Consider the following 22150-nt stretch of genomic DNA (forward strand, 5'->3'; position numbering starts at 1 on the left):
TCGTCAGCATTGAATTGGAAAATTAAAGAATAATCCACCTCTATGCTTATTTTTGACCACGAACAATCGGCTATATGAACAGACCTGTCAGAGTTTTAGTTGCCAAAGTAGGATTAGATGGCCATGACCGCGGAGCGAAGGTCATCGCCACTGCGCTGCGTGACGCAGGCATGGAAGTAATTTACACGGGCCTTCGCCAAACACCCGAAATGGTTGTGAATGCTGCTTTGCAGGAGGATGTAGATGCTATCGGTATCAGTATTTTATCCGGGGCACATATGACGGTATTTCCAAGAGTGATTCAATTGATGAAAGAAAAACAAATGAACGATGTGTTGCTCACCGGAGGCGGCATCATCCCTGAAGATGACATGAAAACATTAAATGAAATGGGAGCGGGAAAATTATTTGCTCCCGGTACTACCACCAACGAGATCGCTGATTACATCACTGATTGGGTAAAGAAGAACCGAAATTTTTAAAGGCCCGTCAATCTTTAAGATACCATTTCTTATACCTCAATAAGGCTTCGATAAAATAATAATCGGCATAGGTCAACGGCACATCAACTTCTGATTTGTGCGGCAATGAACCGACACTGTGTTTTAAAATAAAGCCACCATTTGAACCCGGTTCGGCACGATAGGTTGCTGTGGAAAGTGATTTCAGGATATCAACTGCCCGTTGAAGATATTTCTTTGATTCCTCGCCATCGGTATATTGAGCCAACTCCAGCAAAGCCGAAGCCATAATTGAAGCAGCCGACACATCCCGATAAGTGTACCGGGTGATCGGTGCATTAAAATCCCAGTATGGAATTTTATCAGCCGGTATTGTAGGGTGATCGACCAGGAATGCTGCGATCTTCCTGGCCTGTTCAAGATAAGCAGGCTCTTTGGTAAAGCGATACATAATATTATAACCATAAAGTCCCCATGACTGTCCTCTTGCCCAGGCTGACTCATCACTATATCCCTGTGCCGTTTTCTTTTTTAAAATTCTACCATCTGATGCGGCATAATCAAGTACATGATAAGAACTGTTATCGGCCCTGAAATGATTTTTTAATGTTGTATTGGCGTGGTCAATAGCAATTACTTTGTATTTGGGTTCTCTGAGTTCGTCGCTGACCCAATTGAGCAATTCCAGGTTCATCATATTATCAATGATAACCGGGCATATTGTATCCTTCAGTGAATTCCAGGATTGGATGGCATGAATAGTTGGACGGTATCGCTTGATCAATGTTTCCGCCGCGGTCGTTACTACATCTTTATAAGCCGGCAAACCGGTAATGCGATAAGCATTTCCAAAACTGCAATAGATCATAAAGCCAAGATCATGATTGCCGGTATAATATTTTTCTTTTTCAAGGATCGCCAATCGTCGTTCGGCTTCTGCTTTTATCGACGTGTCCTTAGAGTATTCATAGATATACCACAATGAGCCCGGGAAAAAACCACTGGTCCACCAATCGGTATTGCTGGCAATAAAGCGATTTGCTTTCGCATCGAAAGATCGGGGCATAGAATCCTGTGGAGTAAGGCTTGCCATGTATTTATATTGCTTTACGGCCAACTCCATATTTTCCTTGATAAGGCGGGCCATCACTTTTTTATCCTTTTGTGAATAGCCGTTTAACATGAATAAAACCAAAAAGAAAACAATGCTTCGTTTCATATTTTAATTGCTCTTGCTATTTTGAATCAGGTACATGTTTCAGCAGATAAATTCCCTTAGGTCTCCTGGTAAAAAAGTTTATGCTTGATCTTATCTGGAAACAACCCGTCATCAACCACGCCTATTCTCAAATGTAATTTTTTAAACCCGATTTTGTTTCAGCTACAGGCATATATTTAGCTACTTCCCTATTTTTGAAAAAATATTTTGTATGTATTCCTCCCTGCTTGTTCAAACTGAAAATAACATTACCACCATCACCATCAATCGGCCCGATAAATTAAATGCCCTGAATAAGACTGTTATCGAAGAGCTTAGCGCCGCTATCGATGCAATGATCAGCAACCCCGAAGCAAAATCTGCCATCATTACCGGTAGCGGGTCAAAAGCATTTGTAGCAGGTGCTGACATCAGTGAATTTTCTTCGTTGAATGCAGCAGGCGGAAAAGCATTGGCACAGCGGGGGCAGGACCTTGTATTTTCTAAAATTGAAAACAGCCCAAAACCCATTGTGGCGGCCGTCAATGGTTTTGCCCTCGGTGGTGGCTGTGAGCTGGCGATGAGCTGTCATTTCCGAATCGCTGCTGAGAATGCAAAGTTTGGTCAGCCAGAAGTCAATCTTGGTTTGATACCGGGCTATGGAGGAACGCAGCGCCTGGTGCAATTGATTGGAAAAGGCCGTGCTGTGGAGCTTTTAATGACCGGCAATATGATCGATGCGAATACAGCGTTACAGTATGGTTTGGTTAATCATGTAGTGGTGCAGGAAGAATTGCTTTCAAAAACAAAATCAATTTTGGACGTTATTAACTCCAAAGCTCCGCTGGCCATTGCTGGTTGTATCACGGCTGCCAATGCTGTATTTGATGAAACAAAAAATGGTTATGCAGTGGAAATAGAAACTTTTGGAGAACTGTTTGATACGGCAGATGCCAAAGAAGGCGCAGCAGCATTTTTGGAAAAAAGAAAAGCAAAATTTACCGGTAAATAACTCTATAAAAAAAGAGCCTTACGATCCGTAAGGCCCTTTTACAATAAGTGAAAACTGTTATTAATAACCGAACAATTCAGTCAGCGAAAGTTTTTTCAACTCGCCATATTTTTTCAGATCATCCATCTTGATATTTTTTTCCGATCCAACTACGGAATAAGTATAAGCCTTCCTGGATAACTCCTTCTGGTGATAATTGTACAGGTCATCCAGTTTCAACATCTTGTATTTTTCATAATTGGTTCTGCGGATATCATCTTTCAATCCTTTTTTTTCCGCATTCAGGTAACTGAAAATAATACCATCTTTGGTGATACGTTCAGTTTCGATATCCTTATTCAGGCTTTTACGGGCACTGACAAAACTATTTTCATTCCTGGGAAGATCTGTCAATAATTCATTCATGCCACCAATGGCCTCATTCAATTTATCAGCCTGTGTTCCTACATAAGCAGTAGTAGTGTAGTTGTCTTCTTTTTTTGCCGGCGTACCTACAAAGGCGTAGGTGGAGTAAGCAAGGGCTTTTGATTCACGAATGGTTTGGAAAACGATGGAACCCATACCGCCACCAAAATAACCGTTGAACATATTCACCAGTGCATCTTTGTTAGCGTCAAATTTTTCCAGGTTTCTCGACCAGAAAATATCTGCCTGTACCGCATCATATTCAGCGAACAATACCTGGTTATTGGTTTGAGAAGTGCGTTCAAACTTCACGGCTTCGGGAGCTACAGTCCAGCTTGTTGGCGTCTTGTGCAACTTTTGAATAGAAGCTACGAACACAGGCATTTCTTTTGGGCCGTAGTATAAAATCCGGTGTTTATAGTCAAGCAGAGAATGAATAATGGCAATCAGCTCTTCCGCTTTGATATTATTGATCTCCTCATCGGTCAATCCATAGTTGTAAGGATTCTTAGGGCCATACAAAGCATAGTTTCTTAAAGCGGTTGCAATAGCATTTTTATTCAGTTTATTGTTAGCTCTTGCTTTTAGCAAACGATTTTTCAGACCCGAAAGAGCTGTTGTATCCGCCTTACAGTTTTCAATAAGATCTTCCAGCAACGTAACGGCTTTATCAAAATTCTCCTGCAGGCCTGTTACACTGATTGTAGTTTGTTCTGTTCCTGCGGACGCACCGAAACTGCAGGCCAGGTTATAAAACTGCTTGCTGATATCTTCGGCGGAATATTTATCCGTACCGATATACTGCAAGTATTGCAGGGCGACTGACAACAACTTGTTGTTCCATGAACCCATATCAAAATAATAATACAGGTTGAAAATACTGTTGTCTTTATTTTTTACATACAACACTTCGGCATTACCGGCTTTCGACTTTTGTAGATCAGTAGCAAAATTGACCCATACTGGCTTGATGGCAGGTAATTCGGTTGCCGTGATTTGTTTTACAAAAGGTGATTGTTTACCTGCATTTGTTTCAACAGGTGTGATAGCCGGCTTCTCCACTTTCACAATATTCTTGTCTTCGCCTTTGCGTTTATAAATGAGAACATAGTTACTATCACCAAAAAATTTGTTGGCGAACTCCACAATATCCTTTTTAGTAATCGCATCCATATCATCCAATACCGACACATCCTTATCCCATTCCTTTCCTTCATGTTTAATATAACCGTCAACCAGGCCAGCAACTCTTGCACCATTGCTTTCCAATGCCTGTAATTCCGCCAGTTTATAATTGGCAACAATGGCTTTTATCAGCGTTTCCTCAAACTCTCCTTTTTTCAACACATCAATTTGACTCAGCAACAAATCTTTTGCTTCCTCCAATGTTTGTCCTTGCTTAGGTGACGCACTAAGGATAAACATGCCATAGTCTTTGTATTGTTGAATACCTGCTCCTGCTCCTTGTAATTTTTGTTGTTTGTTCAGGTTCAGATCTAATAAACCAGCTTTGCCATTTGACAACACGGAAGCTGTTACGCTGGCTAGTAAAGATTCTTTAGTATTATTGGCGCCTACCCGATAAACAATCCGCAAACTTTCCGCACTGGGTCCGAATATTTCTTTTACAACAGGTCCTGCAATAGGCGCCTGTTCGGGCCCCTTGTATTGCTCTACGGGTTTAGGTTTCATGTACGCAAATTTGGCATCGATCATCTTTACCATTTTGTCAGGGTCGAAATCACCGGCCATAATAAAGGCGATATTATTCGGCACATAATATTTATGATAATAGTCCCGGATAGCTACCAGCGAAGGGTTTTTTAAATGCTCAATGGTGCCAATGGTGGATTGCAAGCCGTAATTGTGAGTAGGAAAGGTATTTTTAAACATCGCTTCCTGAACCTTGCGTCCATCATTGTCAAGGCTGATATTTTTTTCTTCATAAACGGCTTCCAACTCGGTGTGAAAAATCCGGAAAATGGGGTTGCGGAAACGTTCAGCTTGTATCGTTAAAAATTTCTCTACGGCATTGGATGGAATATCTTCTTCATACACGGTTTCTTCTACCCAGGTATGCGCATTCGTTCCCTGCGAACCTATTGACGCCATCAGTTTATCATACTCGTTAGCGATCGAAAATTTGGATGCCTCACCGGAAACCCTGTCAATCTCTTTATAGATTTCCTTTCGTTTCAGCGTATCCGTGGTTGAATTGTATTGCTCGTACAAGGCATCTATTTTATCGAGCAGTGGCTTTTCTTTGGCCCAATCGAGTGTACCAAACTTATCGGTGCCCTTGAATAATAAATGCTCGAGATAGTGAGCCAACCCCGTATGATCAGCCGGATCATTGTTGCTTCCGGTTCTAATCGCAATTTGTGCGGCAATTCTTGGTTCTTTTTTATTCACCGAAAGAACTACCCTCAGACCGTTTTTCAACGTATAAAAACGGCTTTGAGTAGGATCGCCGGTAACATATTTATACGTGTAACCTCCCGAACTGGCTTGTTTCCATTCATGCTTTTTTTGAGCCAGTACCGCCACGTTGACAAACAGCAGGCTGACCAGCAACAAATGTTTCACTTTCATAGTAGCTATGTTTTAATAAATTTTGACAGGAAATATAAAGAAAGAAATGCTTTTTGGTCTGCAAATACTGGATTTTCGGCTGTTAAATGATGTCAACGGAGGGGAAATTAGTAATTAGCAATTGGCAGTAGGAATCTACTGCCAATTGACTATGGCTTACTAGTACTAAATCTGTCTCTTAAAAATTGCATATTGTCCATTGCCTGTTTTGTATTACTTCTCGACCAACTTTTCATCAATCATATAAACTCCTATTTCACTGATCAAAGGCGTACCTTTTGCATCTTTGATAACAAGGTTGATAGCGCTGGCTTCCACGGCCGGGAACGTCACAATTCTTTTCCTGCCGATAGTGGTAAGATCTATTTCTTTTACCAATTGGGAACCATTCAATATTTCCAGTTTGGCCGCGGCCACATTTTGTCCATACCGGGTAGCCTCCTGCAACACGATACAATTGATCTTTTTTGCTTCTTCAAACTTTACCCAGAGCCTCGTATTTTGATAATTGGTCAGTTTTTCAAATGTTGCCTTATTGCCATCGGTAAACTTAGTACGTTGAAAAATGCTGCCATCCCTATGCAATTCGGCTTTACTGGCGGAAGCAAAATTGACATCAAAACTTTCCTTCAGCAATTTTTTAAAGCCTGCCAGCGAAGCCGAATCTCTTTCATGAATCAGTCCGCGACGATCCGGCGGAATATTCAACAGGAAATTAGCGCCACGGCCGACAGACTTCAAATAGAGCTCAAATAATTGTTCCGGTGTTTTTACCTTGTCATCTTCTTCTGCATGATAAAACCAGCCTGGCCGGATACTAACATCACATTCGGCCGGTATCCAATGTTTGCCATTACTATTTCCCTGGTTCAGCATATCGGTCGGTGGTGCACCTTCTCCCCTTTTGAACCCAGCAGTATCCAAATAGTTCCAATTAGTTTGTCCCGCAATTCCTTTTTCATTACCCACCCACCGAATATCCGGGCCGATATCGCTGAACACAACGGTATTGGGAGCATATTTTCTCATCGTATTTTCAAACCGCCTGAAATCATATTGTTGCTTCTTTCCATTCGGACCTTCGCCATTGGCGCCATCCCACCAAAATTCAAAGAAAGGTCCGTAACGATTGATGAGCTCCTTCATCGTGTTTACATATACATCATTGTATTCTGCTGTGCCATATTTCGGATGATTGCGATCCCATGGCGACAGGTACACACCAAACTTTAAACCATACTCTCTACAGGCTTTTGCAAGATTCCCTACCACATCGCCTTTCCCATCTTTCCATTTACTTTCCCTCACTGTATGTGTTGAAAACTTACTGGGCCACAGGCAAAATCCATCATGATGTTTGGCAGTAAGGATGATGCCTTTGGCGCCGGATTGTTTAGCAATCCTTGCCCACTGGCGGCAATCGAGGCCGGTGGGGTTAAAAACATCCTCCGGTTCATCACCATGCCCCCATTCCTTATCCGTAAATGTATTGGGACCAAAATGAATAAACCAATAAAATTCCAGCTCATGCCAGGCCAGCTGTTGTTTGGTTGGCAATGGTTGTTTACTTTTTTCCTGCGCTGATATTATCAGCACCACGGCATGTAGCATAATACTCAGCATCAGTTTTTTTCGCATAGTGTACTTTTTATTCAATAATCATTTAGCCATTTCAAAAAGTGTGGCTTCCTTGATCTTATCAACCGGGTTCATAATATAAGTGACGACCGAGTTATCTTTCATCAACTCCACGATCCTAAAACCCCGGTAATCGGTGCCCCAGTTCCCACCAAAATGTGCGTCAAAAACACACGGTATTGATCTTTTTATTTTTATGCCTTCTTCATCATGGTCATGCCCGTTGAAAACAGCTCTTATATTTCTATGCCGGGAAAAAATATCAAATAGTTCGGGGCAATCAACCCCATGTTTTGTCAGCTTGCCGGGATTGATATGCATAAAAATGAAAATATTGTCCTGCTCTTTGTGCTCTTCCAGCTTTTGACGAAACCAGTTTACATCCGGACATAAATAAGTGCCCATTTCATTGGAAGTGGTTGCAATTAAAAATGAATTCTTTTTGATCTTAAAATCCAGGTTCACCGGCATGCTCCAAATGCTTTCCCATTCCTCCGCATTGACATGATCATGATTGCCCTGGCTTACATAATACTTTAAAGCCAGTTTATCCAACGCTGCTTTGGCGGCAGGAAAATGTCTTTTATCGTCATGAATAATGTCGCCATTGATCACACAAAAGGCGAAAGGGGTTTTTCGATGTTCTTCATTAATTCGGTCAACGACGGTAGAAAAGAAATTTTCATAATCCGTCTTTGACTGTCCATAGTGCCCATCGGAAGCAACGACGAACCGCAGGTTTACTTTGCGGCGGTGCTCTTCTGTTAAAAAATAATTATGAGCTTTTACAATCTTGCCATTAGCAAGCAATAAAAAAGCAGGGACTGATAAACGAAGGAACTCTTTACGTTTCATGACTGTTGCTTTTGTTAATGCAATTCCCGGTCTTAAATTTTAATCAATTTAATTAAACTCTGCACACATAAGACTATTATAAAAAATTAAAAATCCCTTATCAGGATTTAATTTTTAGGAGGTTTTACTTCTGTAGTATCTGATGGCAGTGTAGGAACAACATATCTTCCTGAATCGAGTTGCGTGGCAGGAAAAGCTTTTTTCAAAGTGGCCCAATCGGCATTGTTCACCCCCGTTTGGTAGAGATATAAGTGCTTTAAATTTTTCAGTTTATTTAACTGAAGCACGCCTTGTGCGGTCACTTTTGTACCTACAAGATTCAGCGATTGCAGTTGTTGTAGTGACTGCAATTTGACTATTCCTTTATCTGTGATGTCAGTATTATTTAACTGTAATCTTGTTAGTGAAGTGAGCTTTGCGATATGATCCAGGGTCGCATCCGTAATAGCGGCATCATCCAATTTCAGCCAAACGATTTGTTTCTTTAAAGGCTCAAGCAATTTTATTAATGAATCGGCACTACCAGCAGCGGTGACAAAACTTACCAATAAATAATTACTGTTTTGCGCCACCGGGGTAACAATAACTCCTGCATTTTTAAGTTTGCCGACATCTTCGTCCTTTGCTTTGGCTACCGGTGTTTCCGGTACGTCCCCTGCCTTTTTATCTGCATCTGCCGAACCTGATTGCAAAGCAAGCAACACCGGTTTTATTTTTTCTGTCTGTTGCAGGTCTTTTACTTTCTTATTAAAATCCGCACCGGTGTTGATCCACCAATGCAATAAAGATATTTCGGAAGGTGATAGTTGTGATTTTTCTTTGGGCGGCATGTGGTCTTCGTCTGTCATTGGCAGCAATAAACGTTTGATCATTTCGCTTTCATCCGCCTTACCCGCTTCGATTACCTTTCCGTCTTTTCCTCCTTTTAGAATATGCTCCTGCTGATCCAGTCGCAGTTTTCCTTTTTGCTTGTTTGCGCCGTGGCAATTATAGCATTTTGCCTGCAGCAATGGCTGCACCACATCGGCATACACTATAGCCTCCTGTATGTTGGGAATAGGTTTCATCACCACTCCTTTTTCATCACCGCTATTTAATCCCTCGGTTAAGTAATCCGAACCATGTGTAAGCGAACCGCCTAAATGGCCTGTTATTGTAACGAGCAGGATGATTCCAAAAGAAAATATGTTAGCTGTCTTTTCGCCAACAGATAATTTGTACAACAGGTAAAGAAGTAATGATACGATAGCGACAAAAATTCCCATCCACTGGTGGCGTCCCACCAGTGCACCATCATAGTCGCCGCTTAATGACAGCATGTAACCGCTGATGCAGGAAAAAACAGCACCCAGCATACCCCAGAAAAACATGACAGGGATAGCAGGTTGTAAAACGGTAAACCTTGGCTTTATCGTCAGCAATTGGAAAAAACAAGCCAGCAATAAAATACCGATCGGTAAATGAACCAATACCGGGTGAAAACGACCAATGAAATCGGGGATTGATAAAAGCATATTTTTTTTAAGCTATGAGCTTTGAGCTGCGAGCTATGGGACTTACAGGATCAAATGTTTTTAGTTATTAAGTTTAATCATAAAGCCGATTAGCATTGCAGCTACACTTCATATCTCTTTCTTAGCAATTTCATCATGTGCACATTAATCGCCCATTGATCAGCTAATGGTTGTCTGGTATAAGGCAAAGTGGCCATATAATCTGGCGGACCAAATTCTGTTAAGATGGTCATTCGTTCACCGTTTTTCTTTTTCCGTTCAGCTACTTTATCCCACCAATCAAAATGTTGTTTAACTATTTCTTCCCATTCCGGTGCACGGGGATCATTTACCTGCGGTCCTTCAGGATGACCGATGCGGGCATGAATATGTTCTGTCCTTTGTAGTGCCATCTCTACCGTCTCCTTCTGATCACCCAACATACTTTCATGCACATTACACCAATGCGACACATCAAAGGTCAATTTCAACTCAGAAAATTTTTCCATAAACTTCCGCGTAACATGCGCAGCAAACATGATCCTCGAACGGTGGCTCTCATGGCAAATAGTAATGCCTGACTGCTTTGAAAGCTGCGTCGTGTGATTAACAAACTCACTATTCTGTTCAAAACTAAAATGATCTCGCCCGGAGTGGCAGTTTATATACAGCGGTTTCTGCACATTGTTCATAGCAGCTTCGATGGTTACTTTTCGGAAGAACTCGAAATGTTCTTTAAAATCGGGTTGCCACCCACCGCAAAGAAAACCCACATCGAGGGAGTGTTTTTTTAAGGCTGCGAAAAGTTCCTGCTGGTCCTTTACTTCATTGGGCCACCAGATCTCTATTCCATCATAGCCTTCTTTTTTGGCAGCGGAGCAAAACTGATCCGTTGTTCCATGAAAACCCCAGTTGGTAGCCAGGATTTTTAATTCAAAGTTTTTATTCACTATGGCTGATTTATAAGGTGTAGCAAAAATATCTAGCGGGGAAAATAATAGAGCGGCAGTAGCAGACGTGGTGGTTTGAATAAATGTTCTTCTGTTTTGACTCATAGAGAAAAATAAATCATTTCATTATTATCTGAAGTTTCACCTCGCCCCAACCCCTCTCCAAAGGAGAGGGCCATAACCCTTAAGGAGCAAGACTTCTTACAAATTCGAAAAAAAATCTGGTATTCATTTCCTCACAACCCCATCAATCCCACAAACCTGCCTGACGGTAGGCAAATCCCGGTTCAGACTATGCTATAATATCCTGTATCACTTTACCTGCTACATCTGTCAGCCTGAAAGGCCTTCCCTGGAACGGGTAAGTAAACTCTTCGTGATTAAATCCTAACTGGTTTAAGATCGTTGCCTGGATATCGAACGCATCCACTTTGCCACTTACGGCACTATAGCCAATTTCATCTGTTTCTCCATGCGTATAACCTTTCTTAATACCACCACCTGCCATCCAGATCGTGAATGCTTCGGTATGATGGTCACGACCTTTGAATGGATTTTGTGCTCCATTTCGATTTTCCATCATTGGTGTACGTCCAAACTCACCACCCCATACCACCAATGTTTCTTCGAGTAAGCCTCTTTGCTTCAGGTCGAGTAACAAGGCAGTGATACATTTATCGATACTGCGATATTTATTAATGATACCAATATTCAATGCATTGCTGGCATTATCTCCATGCGCATCCCAACCCCAATCGAACAACTGTACATAACGAACTCCTTTCTCAACGAGTTTCCTGGCTAATAACACATTGTTTGCAAAACAGGCCTTACCGGGTTTGGTACCGTACATATCATGAATGTATTGCGGTTCATCATTTATATTCATCACATCTGGCGCTGTGATCTGCATGCGATACGCCATTTCGTATTGCGAAATGCGGGATAATATTTCAGGGTCATTGTATTCCTGATATTCCTGTTGATTTGCTTTATTGATAGCATCAATAGAAGCTTTACGCAAATCGCGGCTCATGCCATCAGGATCTTTGATAAATAAAACAGGATCACCTTCACTGCGGCACTGCACCCCCTGGTACACCGAGGGAAGAAAACCACTGCCCCAAACACTTTTACCAGCATCCGGGAAACTGCCGCCACTGGTAAGCACCACAAAGCCCGGCAGGTTTTGATTTTCTGTACCCAGCCCATAAGTAATCCAACTACCCATGCTTGGCCGACCTAGCCTTGGGCTTCCTGTATGCATCAGCAATTGTGCAGGTGCATGATTGAACTGATCAGTAGTAACAGCCTTTAAAAAAGTCACCTCATCGGCAACAGTTGCAAAATGCGGTAAGTTTTCACTAACCCATGCACCACTCTGGCCATGCTGTGCAAACTTTGCCTGTGGACCTAACATCTTTGGCACACCGGTGATGAAAGCAAATTGTTTTCCTTCCAGGAAAGATTGCGGACAATCCTGGCCATCCATCTTGGCCAACTCGGGTTTATAGTCAAACAATTCAAACTGCGATGGTGCGCCGGCCATATGCAAATAAATCACACTCCTGGCCTTGCCGACAAATGGCGGTGACTTGGGCAACAACGGATGCGCCGGATCAAATGCTATCGATGGCACTGCTGTTTTCCCCCTGCCACAACTTCCCAATAACGAACCGATAGCCAATGCACCCAGGCCCATGGCACTTTCTTTGAGAAAATGGCGACGGGTATGCATTCGCATGGTTGCAGCCTGTGCTTCCTTCAACAATCGCTGATCATGCAATTCTTTTTGCGTCATGTTGTATAACTTTTTTATGAACCCAACATCGGTGTTACTATCGGCTTCGTTGCGCCTGTCTGCCGACAAAGGCAAGTCGCACACTTCAGGGTTCTGTTCGCTTATCATCAGACCTCATCCTCTTATCCTTCTCCAAGGGAGAAGGACGGCGCTTCTCTGCAAACCCAAGCTTCATATCGACCACATCAGCTTCAGTTCCCCACTCAGCATTTGCGACGCCTCCGAATTTTTTGCACAGTTTCCGAAAAGCAAGCCAGCCTGACGGTAGGCAGGGGCTGTGAGCTGTTCCTCTCTCCTGAGCCTGTCGAAGGATGGAGAGTTAGGTAAGGTCTCTACTCATCACTTGAAAACCCCGCAATAAATACTGCATCGTCTAAAAGCGGGTCCTGTGCTCAGCATGTCCCTTTAGGGATTTAGGGGTTACAGCTTCCTCAACTTAATATTCTTAAACCACACTCCGCTACCATGATCCTGCAAACAGATATAACCTTTCTTCGCCATGCCATACGACGGTGTATCCTTCCATTTTCCTTCTGATTTCCTTTTTTTCCAATCATCCGACCAGGCTTCAAACTCTACTACTTTCACGCCATTCAGCCAATGTTCACGATGCGCACCTTTCACCACAATCTTTGTCGTGTTGTATTCGCCGACGGGTTTGGCGGCATTCTTTGTTGCAGTGTACATGGCGTAATCAGCACCGGTCTTTTGCCAATCCTCCAATTTATCGGGATAACCTTCATCATCAATCAATTGGTACTCCGGGCCGGTGAGATAAGCAGCGTTTTGCTCTTCCGTCACATGATACATGATACCGCTATTACCCTTGGGTGCAATTTTCCAATCGATCGATAATTCAAAATTTTCAAACTGATCTTTGGTAATGATATCTGCACGCAGATCACTTTTATCCGTTTCACTTCCCTTACAGTATATTTCGCCATTTTTTACACCCCAGCAATCGGCAGGTTTGTTTTGATACATGCGCCAGCCGTTAGTGGTTTTTCCATCAAACAATAATTGCCAGCCTGCTTTCTTTTCTTCGTTAGTCAGCGTGTTGTCTTTTTGTTTGTAGAAAGAAAATAAGGCCATACTACCTGCAGTTAAGGTGATTGCGAAAATTATTTTTTTTATCATCGGTCTGTTTTTAATGTAAATACTTTTTTGCTGTAAAAACTTTCAAAATCTCGTTCACCGCTACTAAACGATCTTCAATTTCACCGGGTCCCATTTCACTGGTTTGTCCGTAAAATAGCTATCGTTGCAAAGCAATGCCGGTGCTGCAGCCCTGAATCCGAATAAGGAGTCTTCTGTTACTGATTTCTTGTCACGGATAGCGTTAAAGAAATTATTGAAGTGATCGAAATGCGCTCCCTTATAACCTTTTTCTACTTCAAACACGGTTGTATTGGGCGGTAATATTTTCTTTCTCTCATAAGCTGCCGGGTTATCCTTGTTCAACTTGGTTGCCATCAGCGGATCATCTGTAGCGGCATAAGTTTTATTCCGGCTCAAGGTTACTTTATCCCACTCTACATTCATGCTGCCTTCACTTCCAACTAATCGCAGGTAAGTACTGTCTGCTGTACCATCTACAAAATTTACCCGCAGAGATAAATTGAAGGCGGGGTGCTCCGGTGTTTCTGCATAATCAAACATACCCATCAGCACATCAGGAACTTCACGACCGTCTTTCCAATAACGCAACCCACCCATGGCCATGATCTTTTGAGGGCCTTTTGAATTGGTAATAAAATGCAGGCTGGAGAAAAGATGAACAAACAAATCGCCGGATACACCGGTGCCATAATCTCTGTAACAACGCCAGCGGAAAAAACGCTTTGCATCAAATGGACGATCGGGGTATTTATTTAAAAACATTTTCCAGTCAACTGTTTTCTCCGATGCATCCGCCGGAATTTTATATTGCCAGGCGCCTTCGGGAGAGTTACGGGCCCAAAATCCTTCTGCATAATTTAATTTACCGATAGCACCGGCCGCCAACAGCTCTTTTGCTTTCTCGTTACCCAACGAACTCACACCCTGGCTGCCCACTTCGTATACCACTTTATTTTTTGCCTGTGCTTCCACCACCGCACTACCTTCCGTTATATCATGCACCATGGGCTTTTCGCAGTACACCGCCTTGCTACTGTTCATGGCAGCAACAGAAATATCCTTGTGCCAGTGATCAGGTGTGGCTATGATGACCGCATCAATATCTTTTCGTTGCAATATTTCCCGGTAATCACGGGTAGTGAAAATATCGTTGCCATAAATTCTTTTAGCATCAGCAAGACGGCCATCATACAGATCGCAGGCAGCTACCAGTTTTACACCGGGAACAGTAATGGCGGTATTTGCATCTGCCAATCCCATACCACCTGCGCCAATTAGTGCGATTTGAATAGTATCGTTTGCGCTGTATTGCTGTAGTCTTTTCAAACTTTCAATTCTTGCTGCAGGGTCAGCCGCTTTTAATACTTCCGGAACCAGTGCAGCTCCAACAACTCCTGTCGTGAACTTTTGAATGAAATTTCTTCTGGATGATTGCTTGCTCATTAGTTTACGTTTTATTTTTTTCTTACCGAATTTTGCTATTTAATTGTTGTTTGCTTGAGTTAGGGTAATGTCTATAACTTCAAAACTGTAACCAACATATATCGCTCCTACGGAGCTCATTTACATGCTATGCTGACTTTCGCTACCAATATGGCGCACCTCCGGTGCTCAACTAATCTTTACTATTTTCTCTACCAGAATAACGCACCTATCGGCGCTCGTTAACTCCATTACAAGTCCCGCTGTCAAACCCAAACCCCCATGGTGGTAAGATTGCCAAGATAATTTCATATATATCCTCAAAATCCCATCAATCCAATAAATCCCCGTTCAGACTAATTCTTCGTCACCACTTCATCCAAATTCATCATGGCATTCGCTACTACAACCAATGCCGCGGTAGAAGCATTGGTATGTTCACCATTCACCCCGATCATTTCACAGGTTTTCATTTCATCCCCTTTAAATTCATTCAAAGCCTCGTTATACAGATCAACAAATATCTTTTGCGTGGCAGCAGGCATTGGTTTATACAACATGAGCTCGTAACCTTTGGCAATTTGCTGTTGTACATCGTTGCTGCCAGCTTCTTTTTTCATCCGGTAAGCAAAATGACGGGCCATATCCAAATAAGCCGAGTCATTCAAAGTAACCAACGCCTGCAAAGGAGTATTGGTACGAACACGGCGGGCGGTGCAAAGCACCCGTTGCACACCATCGAAACTGATCATGGAAGGATAAGGTGCGGTTCTTTTCCAGTAGGTATATACAGCACGCCGGTACTGATCTTCACCTTTGCTATTCTCCCACCTCGCACCATTGTAGGGCGATAACCAAATGCCTTCCGGTTGCCATGGCATCACACCGGGGCCAAACATTTTGGGGCTCATTTCACCACTAATACACAAATGTTGATCACGCAGTTGTTCTGCACTCAGTCTTACTCTTGGCCCTCTTGCATACAATTTATTCGACAAATCTTTTTGTTTCAGCTCATCGGTCAGTTTTGAGTCCTGCCGGTAGGTTGCACTCATTACTATTTCTTTCAATGCTTTTTTGATACTCCACTGGTGATCATTCATCAGCTTCCAGGAAAGATGATCCAATAGTTCTTTATGAGTTGGCGGAATACCCTGTGTGCCCATATCTTCCAGCGTTTCGGCAATACCGGCACCAAATAATTGTTCCCAGAGACGGTTGATCATCGTTCTTGATACCAACGGATTTTTTTTATCCGTCAGCCACATGGCAAGACCCAACCGGTTTTTAGGTGCATTGGCCGGCATCGCAAAACTTAATGATTTTGGAATCGCCGGCTCCACTTCTTTACCCAATGTTTTTTGATTGCCTCTTTCAAATACATGGGTCTTCCGCCAAAAGTTGGAAGGATTTTCCACCATGATCGGAGTAGACGTTACATCTGCATTAACCAAATCCCAAAATGATTTCTTAATATGTTCGTAACCAGCTATTCCTTTACCAGGCAACTGTGGTATGAAAGCAAAACAATCAAAGACGACAGCAAACTCTTCCGTCTGTTCCGGCAAACTGGGATTCTCATAAGTGAGATATACATCATGCACCCCTGATTGCGTAGTCATTTCAACAAACTCTCGTCTCCATTTATCAGCCGCTTTGATACTGACAGTGGCAATCACCGGCCCGGCCGTAGAATCAATGTGCACCTTTAAGACGCCGTTTTTGCGGTTGGAATAAAAATTCCAGATCATTTGTCCGGCGTTTTGAAGATCGACATTTTTTAACCTTGCCGAAGCATGATTGCGAAACATCAGCGCATAGTTGTTATTCCCAATGACACCATTTTTAATTTTATCAGCGGTAGTAGAGTTAGTGGCAGGCTGCCCGGTAAGTAAAAACTTCTTCGTTTTTTTTGCCTCTTGCGCGGAGCCATATTCCCTTACCCAATTCACCACTTTATCCAACTGCAGTTTCATCGTGTCATCAAAATTTTTCAGCAATGGGTACTCACCGGGTACATCTTCATCTCTTGTATTATTAAAAAAAGCGAGGAATTTATAATATTCATCATGCCGGAAAGGATCGTAAGGATGACTATGACATTGTACGCAGGCAAACGTAGTGCTCATCAATGATTCCCAGGTAGTGTTGACCCTGTCCATTACTGCAGCGGTCCTGAACTCTTCGTTATCCGTACCGCCTTCATCATTGGTCATCGAGTTGCGGCTGAAAGCCGTGGCGATATATTGGGCATCGGTCGGATCAGGCAGCAGATCACCGGCGATCTGCTCGGTTAAGAATTGATCATAAGATTTGTCTTCATTGAATGAATTGATCAGCCAGTCCCTGTATTTCCAGATAGTACGTCCACCATCCGACTCATAACCTTTGGTGTCGGCATAGCGGGAAAGGTCGAGCCATAGCGAGGCCCATCTTTCCCCAAAATGCGGTGATGCTAATAAAGAATCTACCAACACTTCATAACTTTTATCATCCGTGCTTTTTAAATATTGTTGCGCCACTGCCGAAGAAGGATACATGCCGATCAGATCAAGACTCACTCTTCTTAATAGCGTAGGCTTGCCTGCTTCCTTCGATGGTTTTAATCCTTCATCACCCAGTTTGTCAAAAATGAATTTATCGACATCATTGCGGATCCATTTATCATCTTCATCCGGCACTTCTGTTTTGGCCACCGGCAAATAAGCCCAGTGATCACCCCACTTTGCTCCCTGTTTGATCCATCTTTTCAATATGTTTATTTCATCTTTACTCAACGGATCATGCTTATATGGCATTCTTTCTTCGGGATCGTTAATGGTAATACGGCGGATCATTTCGCTGCCTTCCGGATCACCTGGAACAATCGCCGGCTTACCTGATTCGGTTTTTGCCAGGGCGTCTTCCCGGAACAACACACTAAAACCTGCTTTTGCCTTTACACCACCATGACAGGCAATACATTTTTTATTGAGAATAGGTTTTACGTCGGCACTGAAATCTACCTCTTTTCCCGGCAGCAAAAATTTGTAACCGATAAAAGCAGCTACTAATAATCCAATAACAAGCAGTAACTTTTTATTCAAATGAAAATTCATAATGGCAACCTGGTAGTAAATATGTCTTGAGGATAAACACCCCTAATCGTTTAAAGTTACGGATTTTGACTGCTCTTTTACCACGGAAATCAAGTCAAACGTTTGCTTATAATTTTTATTTCAGGCCGTTGCATAGCGATAAATGCATCTATTATTTTTTCAATGCGTTGACCAATTTATAAACCCAGGCATAATTGCACGGATTATTACCCGGATTTAAAGCCGGCGCTGTGATCACCAGCTTGCCGCCGTTATTTTTATAACGAATGGCGCCCGCAAAACCCGGCATCGTGATGTTTTTAACGCTCCTGATTCCATCCAGCTGTATTTCATTTTTCCATTTAGCCGTGATCACATACAGGTCATTTCCTTTCCTTGTAAAAAATATATCGGCTGATTTATTTTTTGGCGCTTCTTTCCATGCGGTGGTCTCATAAATCGCTTCGCCATTCACTTTCAACCAGTCGCCCATATCTTTTAACCGTTGTTGCATGATTACGGGTATGGTGCCGTCAGCAGCCGGTCCAATGTTCAACAATAAATTACCACCTCTTGATACAATGTCAATTAACATATGCACCAGCTTTTCACTACTCGCATATTGCTCCAGGTTTTCATTTCGGTTAAAACCAAATGATTCACCGATACCCCGGCATTCTTCCCATGGCTTCTCCAAACTTGATCTTCCGCTTCCATATTCTGTCGTAGAAAATCCGCCATTGTTGCGACCACCACCCCACCTGTCGTTGGTGACAATTGTATTCTTCACCGGGGATTCATTGTATAACCAACTTAAATATTCACGGCTGCGCCAAACAGTATCTGATTGATCCCATTCACCATCGGGCCAGATAATATCAGGGGAATAACGCATCACCAAATCTTTTAACTGTGGCAACATATGCTGATCCACATATTTTTTTACATCCTGCTTGTATAATGGATTGTACCACTCATACAGCGAATAATAAAATCCCATATGCAAACCTGCTTTCTTTACAGCGCTGGTGAGATCGCCGGCCACATCACGATGCGGGCCAGCATCCACGGCATTCCAGTTCCATGATTCACGACTGGGCCATAAAGCAAATCCATCATGATGCTTGCTGGTGAGCACTACATATTTGGCGCCGGCATTTTTAAACACTTCGGCCCATTGATCGGGATTGAATAGTTCGCATTTAAATAGTGGTGCAAAGTCTTGGTACTTAAAGTTCGGGCCGTATGTTCTTTCATGAAAGTCAACAAACTCTTTATGGATCTTGAGCTTTTTATTATTTAACCGCTCCCAGTACCATTCCGCATAATTGCTGCCAAAACCATCGGCATTGGAATTGGTGGCCCATGATGGCACACTGTATAAACCCCAGTGAATAAAGATGCCAAATTTGGCATTGGTAAACCATTGCGGAATAGGTCGTTTACTCAATGATTCCCAGTTGGGTTCATATCGTTGTTGCGCATACGATGCTGAAAGATGCACAACCAATAAGGTGATTAATGAAAAAATTCGCATGTAAAATTTTATTTGCAAATCGCAGAAGATCTTATTTATCAAACACTCGAAATATTACACTGCAAATTATCCCCCGATCATGATAATAAAACAGTTCTTTTATTTTGCGCAATCGTTTTACCAGCATTTTTGACAGCAATTCTTTAAAAATATTCTTATCTCTACAATATTAACTACTCCAAAAAAGTAGAGACCGCTAAAATTTATTTAACTTACCAGACAAACTTTCCTTTTTTCATGAAAGGACGATTAGTTGCTTGCACAATCCTGATAAGTGCTGTTGTTACAGGTGCAGTTTCCTGCTTTAGAAATAAAAGCGATGGTGATCCTGCTCTACCAAAAACAGTTAGTTATAACTTCCACATCCGTCCTATTCTTTCTGATAAATGTTTTAAATGCCATGGCCCGGATGGCAGTCACCGTGAAGCTGGTTTAAGACTTGATATTCCTGATAGTGCTTTTGCCCCTTTAAAAGAAACCAAGGGTGCTTTTGCCATTGTACCTGGCAAGCCCGAACAATCGGAACTGTATAAAAGAATTTCAAGCGAAGACACATCCTATATGATGCCCACACCCGAATCGCATTTGGGTGCGCTATCAGCCTATGAAATAAAGCTTTTCAAAAAATGGATACAGCAGGGGGGTAAATATGAATCGCACTGGGCTTTCACTGCTCCGGTAAAAACGGAATTGCCGGAAGTAAACGGTAAAGATTGGGTGAAGAATGAAATCGACTATTTCATTCTCAATAAATTGAATGAAAAAAAACTAACGCCCAACGAAGAAGCAGATAAGGAAAGATTGCTGAAGCGTATTTGTTTTGACATTACCGGATTGCCGCCATCTGTAAGCATGATGGATCAGTTCATAGCTGATAAATCAGCCAATGCGTATGAAAAAATGGTAGATGCACTTTTACAAACACCACAATATGGAGAGAAGATGGCAGTGCATTGGATGGATGTGGCCCGTTATGCAGACAGCTACGGCTACCAGGATGATAATATCCGCACACAATGGCCCTGGCGTGATTGGGTGATTCATGCTTTTAATAAAAATATTCCCTATGATCAATTTCTCACCTGGCAGATAGCCGGAGATATGCTGCCCGACTCCGGTAAAGAAAAAATATTGGCCACTGGTTTTTTCCGCAATCATAAATACACGGAAGAAGGTGGTGTGATCGATGAAGAATACCGTATTGAATATTTACTGGATAAAACAAAAACATACAGCAAAGGAATTTTAGGCATTACGATGGAATGTGCCCAGTGTCATGATCATAAATATGATCCCTTTTCGCAAAAAGATTATTATTCACTGCTCGCCTTTTTTAATAATACCAGGGAAGTAGGTTATGAAGGAGATGTAAGCGTTTCAAAGCCGGCAAAAAAACCGACCCTTACGATCAGTGCAGAAGACAGAAAAGACATTCTTGCGTTTGTCAATGCAACCGACACGACAGCATTGACGGTATCGGTAATGGGTGAAAGAGATTCACTGCGCAAAACCTATTTACTGAACCGTGGCGTATATGATCAGCCGGGTGAAGAAGTAAAAGCAGCCGCAGTAAAAGCAGTCATGCAATTTGATACCACCAAATATTCCCGCAATCGTCTTGGGCTGGCAAAGTGGACAGTGGACAAAAAGAATCCATTGACAGCAAGAGTCTTTGTCAATCAAATATGGCAGGAGCTTTTTGGACGAGGTTTGGTCAAAACTTCCGGCGACTTTGGTATGCAGGGCGAATTGCCATCACATCCTGAATTACTGGATTGGCTGGCGGTTGATTTTATGGAGCATCATTGGGATATCAAGCGGTTGATAAAACAAATCACTATGTCGGCCACTTACCGGCAATCAGCAAAAGTTTCGGATGCACAGTTGAAAAAAGATCCGGAGAATGTTTATTTATCAAGAGCGCCCCGCCAACGGTTGAAAGCAGAGTTTGTGAGAGACATGTATTTAGCCAGCAGTGGCCTGCTGAACAAAACCATTGGCGGACCGAGTGTAAAACCGTACCAGCCCAAAGGCATTTGGGAACTCGCTTCATCCGGCCGCGGTGTATTGGCGAGATACAAGCAGGATCATGACGAAGCACTTTATCGCCGTGGCCTTTACAACTTTATCAAACTAACCGTGCCGCCACCGGGCATGATCATGTTTGACGCCAGCAACCGTGACCAATGCGAAGTAAAAAGATTACAAACCAATACGCCACTGCAAGCATTGATCATGATGAATGATCCGGCTATATTGGAGGCTTCAAGAGTATTAGCACAATCGCTATTAGAAGAGCAATCTGCTGCAAAGGAAAAAATCACAACGGCTTTCCGGCGGATCATTTGCCGCCAGCCATCGGAAAACGAAACCAAACTGCTGGAAGATTATTATAATGAACAGTTACCCTTATTTCAGCAAAAAAAATTAAATGCAGCCGTCACCTTAAAAGTGGGTGAATACCCTATGAATAAAAAACTAGACGCTAATCAGACTGCAGCATTGATGAAAGTGATCAACACGATTTATAATATGGAAGAGGCGATAGTGAAGTAAAGGCCGGCCCCATCCCGACCTTCCCCCATAGGGA

Annotated in this window: 14 protein-coding genes; 3 read left to right on the forward strand and 11 right to left on the reverse strand. The window is 42.5% G+C overall.

Annotated elements, in window-relative coordinates:
- Positions 1-74: 74 nt before the first annotated feature.
- Positions 75-482 carry a cobalamin B12-binding domain-containing protein gene (locus ACFEL9_RS21030; RefSeq protein WP_385894294.1) on the forward strand — a complete coding sequence of 136 codons (408 nt, stop codon included), beginning with the start codon at positions 75-77 and terminating at the stop codon, positions 480-482.
- 7 nt (positions 483-489) lie between these two features.
- On the opposite strand, the gene ACFEL9_RS21035 is transcribed toward ACFEL9_RS21030, so the two are convergent.
- A complete protein-coding gene (locus tag ACFEL9_RS21035; RefSeq protein ID WP_385894296.1) occupies positions 490-1680 on the reverse strand; it encodes a glycoside hydrolase family 88 protein in 1191 nt (396 codons plus the stop codon).
- A gap of 211 nt (positions 1681-1891) precedes the next feature.
- Between ACFEL9_RS21035 and ACFEL9_RS21040 the strand changes: the two genes are divergently transcribed.
- Entirely contained in the window at positions 1892-2671 is a 780-nt protein-coding gene (locus tag ACFEL9_RS21040) for an enoyl-CoA hydratase/isomerase family protein (protein ID WP_385894298.1), read from the forward strand.
- Between the two features lie 60 nt (positions 2672-2731).
- On the opposite strand, the gene ACFEL9_RS21045 is transcribed toward ACFEL9_RS21040, so the two are convergent.
- The 10 genes from ACFEL9_RS21045 to ACFEL9_RS21090 form a co-directional block, all read right to left on the reverse strand.
- On the reverse strand, positions 2732-5668 hold the full coding sequence (locus ACFEL9_RS21045; RefSeq protein ID WP_385894300.1) for a M16 family metallopeptidase: 2937 nt from the start codon (positions 5666-5668) through the stop codon (positions 2732-2734).
- Positions 5669-5881: 213 nt separating this feature from the next.
- Positions 5882-7306: an alpha-L-fucosidase gene (locus tag ACFEL9_RS21050; protein ID WP_385894302.1), complete on the reverse strand. Its 1425-nt coding sequence runs from the start codon at positions 7304-7306 to the stop codon at positions 5882-5884.
- A gap of 21 nt (positions 7307-7327) precedes the next feature.
- Positions 7328-8161, reverse strand: coding sequence for a metallophosphoesterase family protein (locus ACFEL9_RS21055; protein ID WP_385894304.1), 834 nt, complete (start codon positions 8159-8161; stop codon positions 7328-7330).
- A gap of 107 nt (positions 8162-8268) precedes the next feature.
- On the reverse strand, positions 8269-9675 hold the full coding sequence (locus ACFEL9_RS21060; RefSeq protein WP_385894306.1) for a c-type cytochrome domain-containing protein: 1407 nt from the start codon (positions 9673-9675) through the stop codon (positions 8269-8271).
- A gap of 101 nt (positions 9676-9776) precedes the next feature.
- Positions 9777-10709 (reverse strand): sugar phosphate isomerase/epimerase family protein, encoded by a 933-nt coding sequence (locus ACFEL9_RS21065; RefSeq protein WP_385894307.1) that lies wholly within the window; start codon positions 10707-10709, stop codon positions 9777-9779.
- A 187-nt stretch (positions 10710-10896) separates the two neighbouring features.
- Entirely contained in the window at positions 10897-12513 is a 1617-nt protein-coding gene (locus tag ACFEL9_RS21070; RefSeq protein ID WP_385894309.1) for a DUF1501 domain-containing protein, read from the reverse strand.
- 312 nt (positions 12514-12825) lie between these two features.
- Entirely contained in the window at positions 12826-13542 is a 717-nt protein-coding gene (locus ACFEL9_RS21075) for a 3-keto-disaccharide hydrolase (RefSeq protein ID WP_385894311.1), read from the reverse strand.
- Between the two features lie 63 nt (positions 13543-13605).
- A complete protein-coding gene (locus ACFEL9_RS21080; protein WP_385894313.1) occupies positions 13606-14967 on the reverse strand; it encodes a Gfo/Idh/MocA family protein in 1362 nt (453 codons plus the stop codon).
- A gap of 335 nt (positions 14968-15302) precedes the next feature.
- Entirely contained in the window at positions 15303-18044 is a 2742-nt protein-coding gene (locus tag ACFEL9_RS21085) for a DUF1553 domain-containing protein (protein ID WP_385894314.1), read from the reverse strand.
- A 151-nt stretch (positions 18045-18195) separates the two neighbouring features.
- Positions 18196-19560, reverse strand: coding sequence for an alpha-L-fucosidase (locus tag ACFEL9_RS21090; RefSeq protein ID WP_385894316.1), 1365 nt, complete (start codon positions 19558-19560; stop codon positions 18196-18198).
- A gap of 237 nt (positions 19561-19797) precedes the next feature.
- On the opposite strand from ACFEL9_RS21090, the gene ACFEL9_RS21095 reads away from it, so the two are divergent.
- Complete coding sequence (locus ACFEL9_RS21095) at positions 19798-22116, forward strand: PSD1 and planctomycete cytochrome C domain-containing protein (protein WP_385894317.1); 2319 nt, start codon at positions 19798-19800, stop codon at positions 22114-22116.
- Positions 22117-22150: the final 34 nt, after the last annotated feature.

The organism is Terrimonas alba, from assembly GCF_042434975.1.
Lineage (GTDB): Bacteria > Bacteroidota > Bacteroidia > Chitinophagales > Chitinophagaceae > Terrimonas_B > Terrimonas_B alba.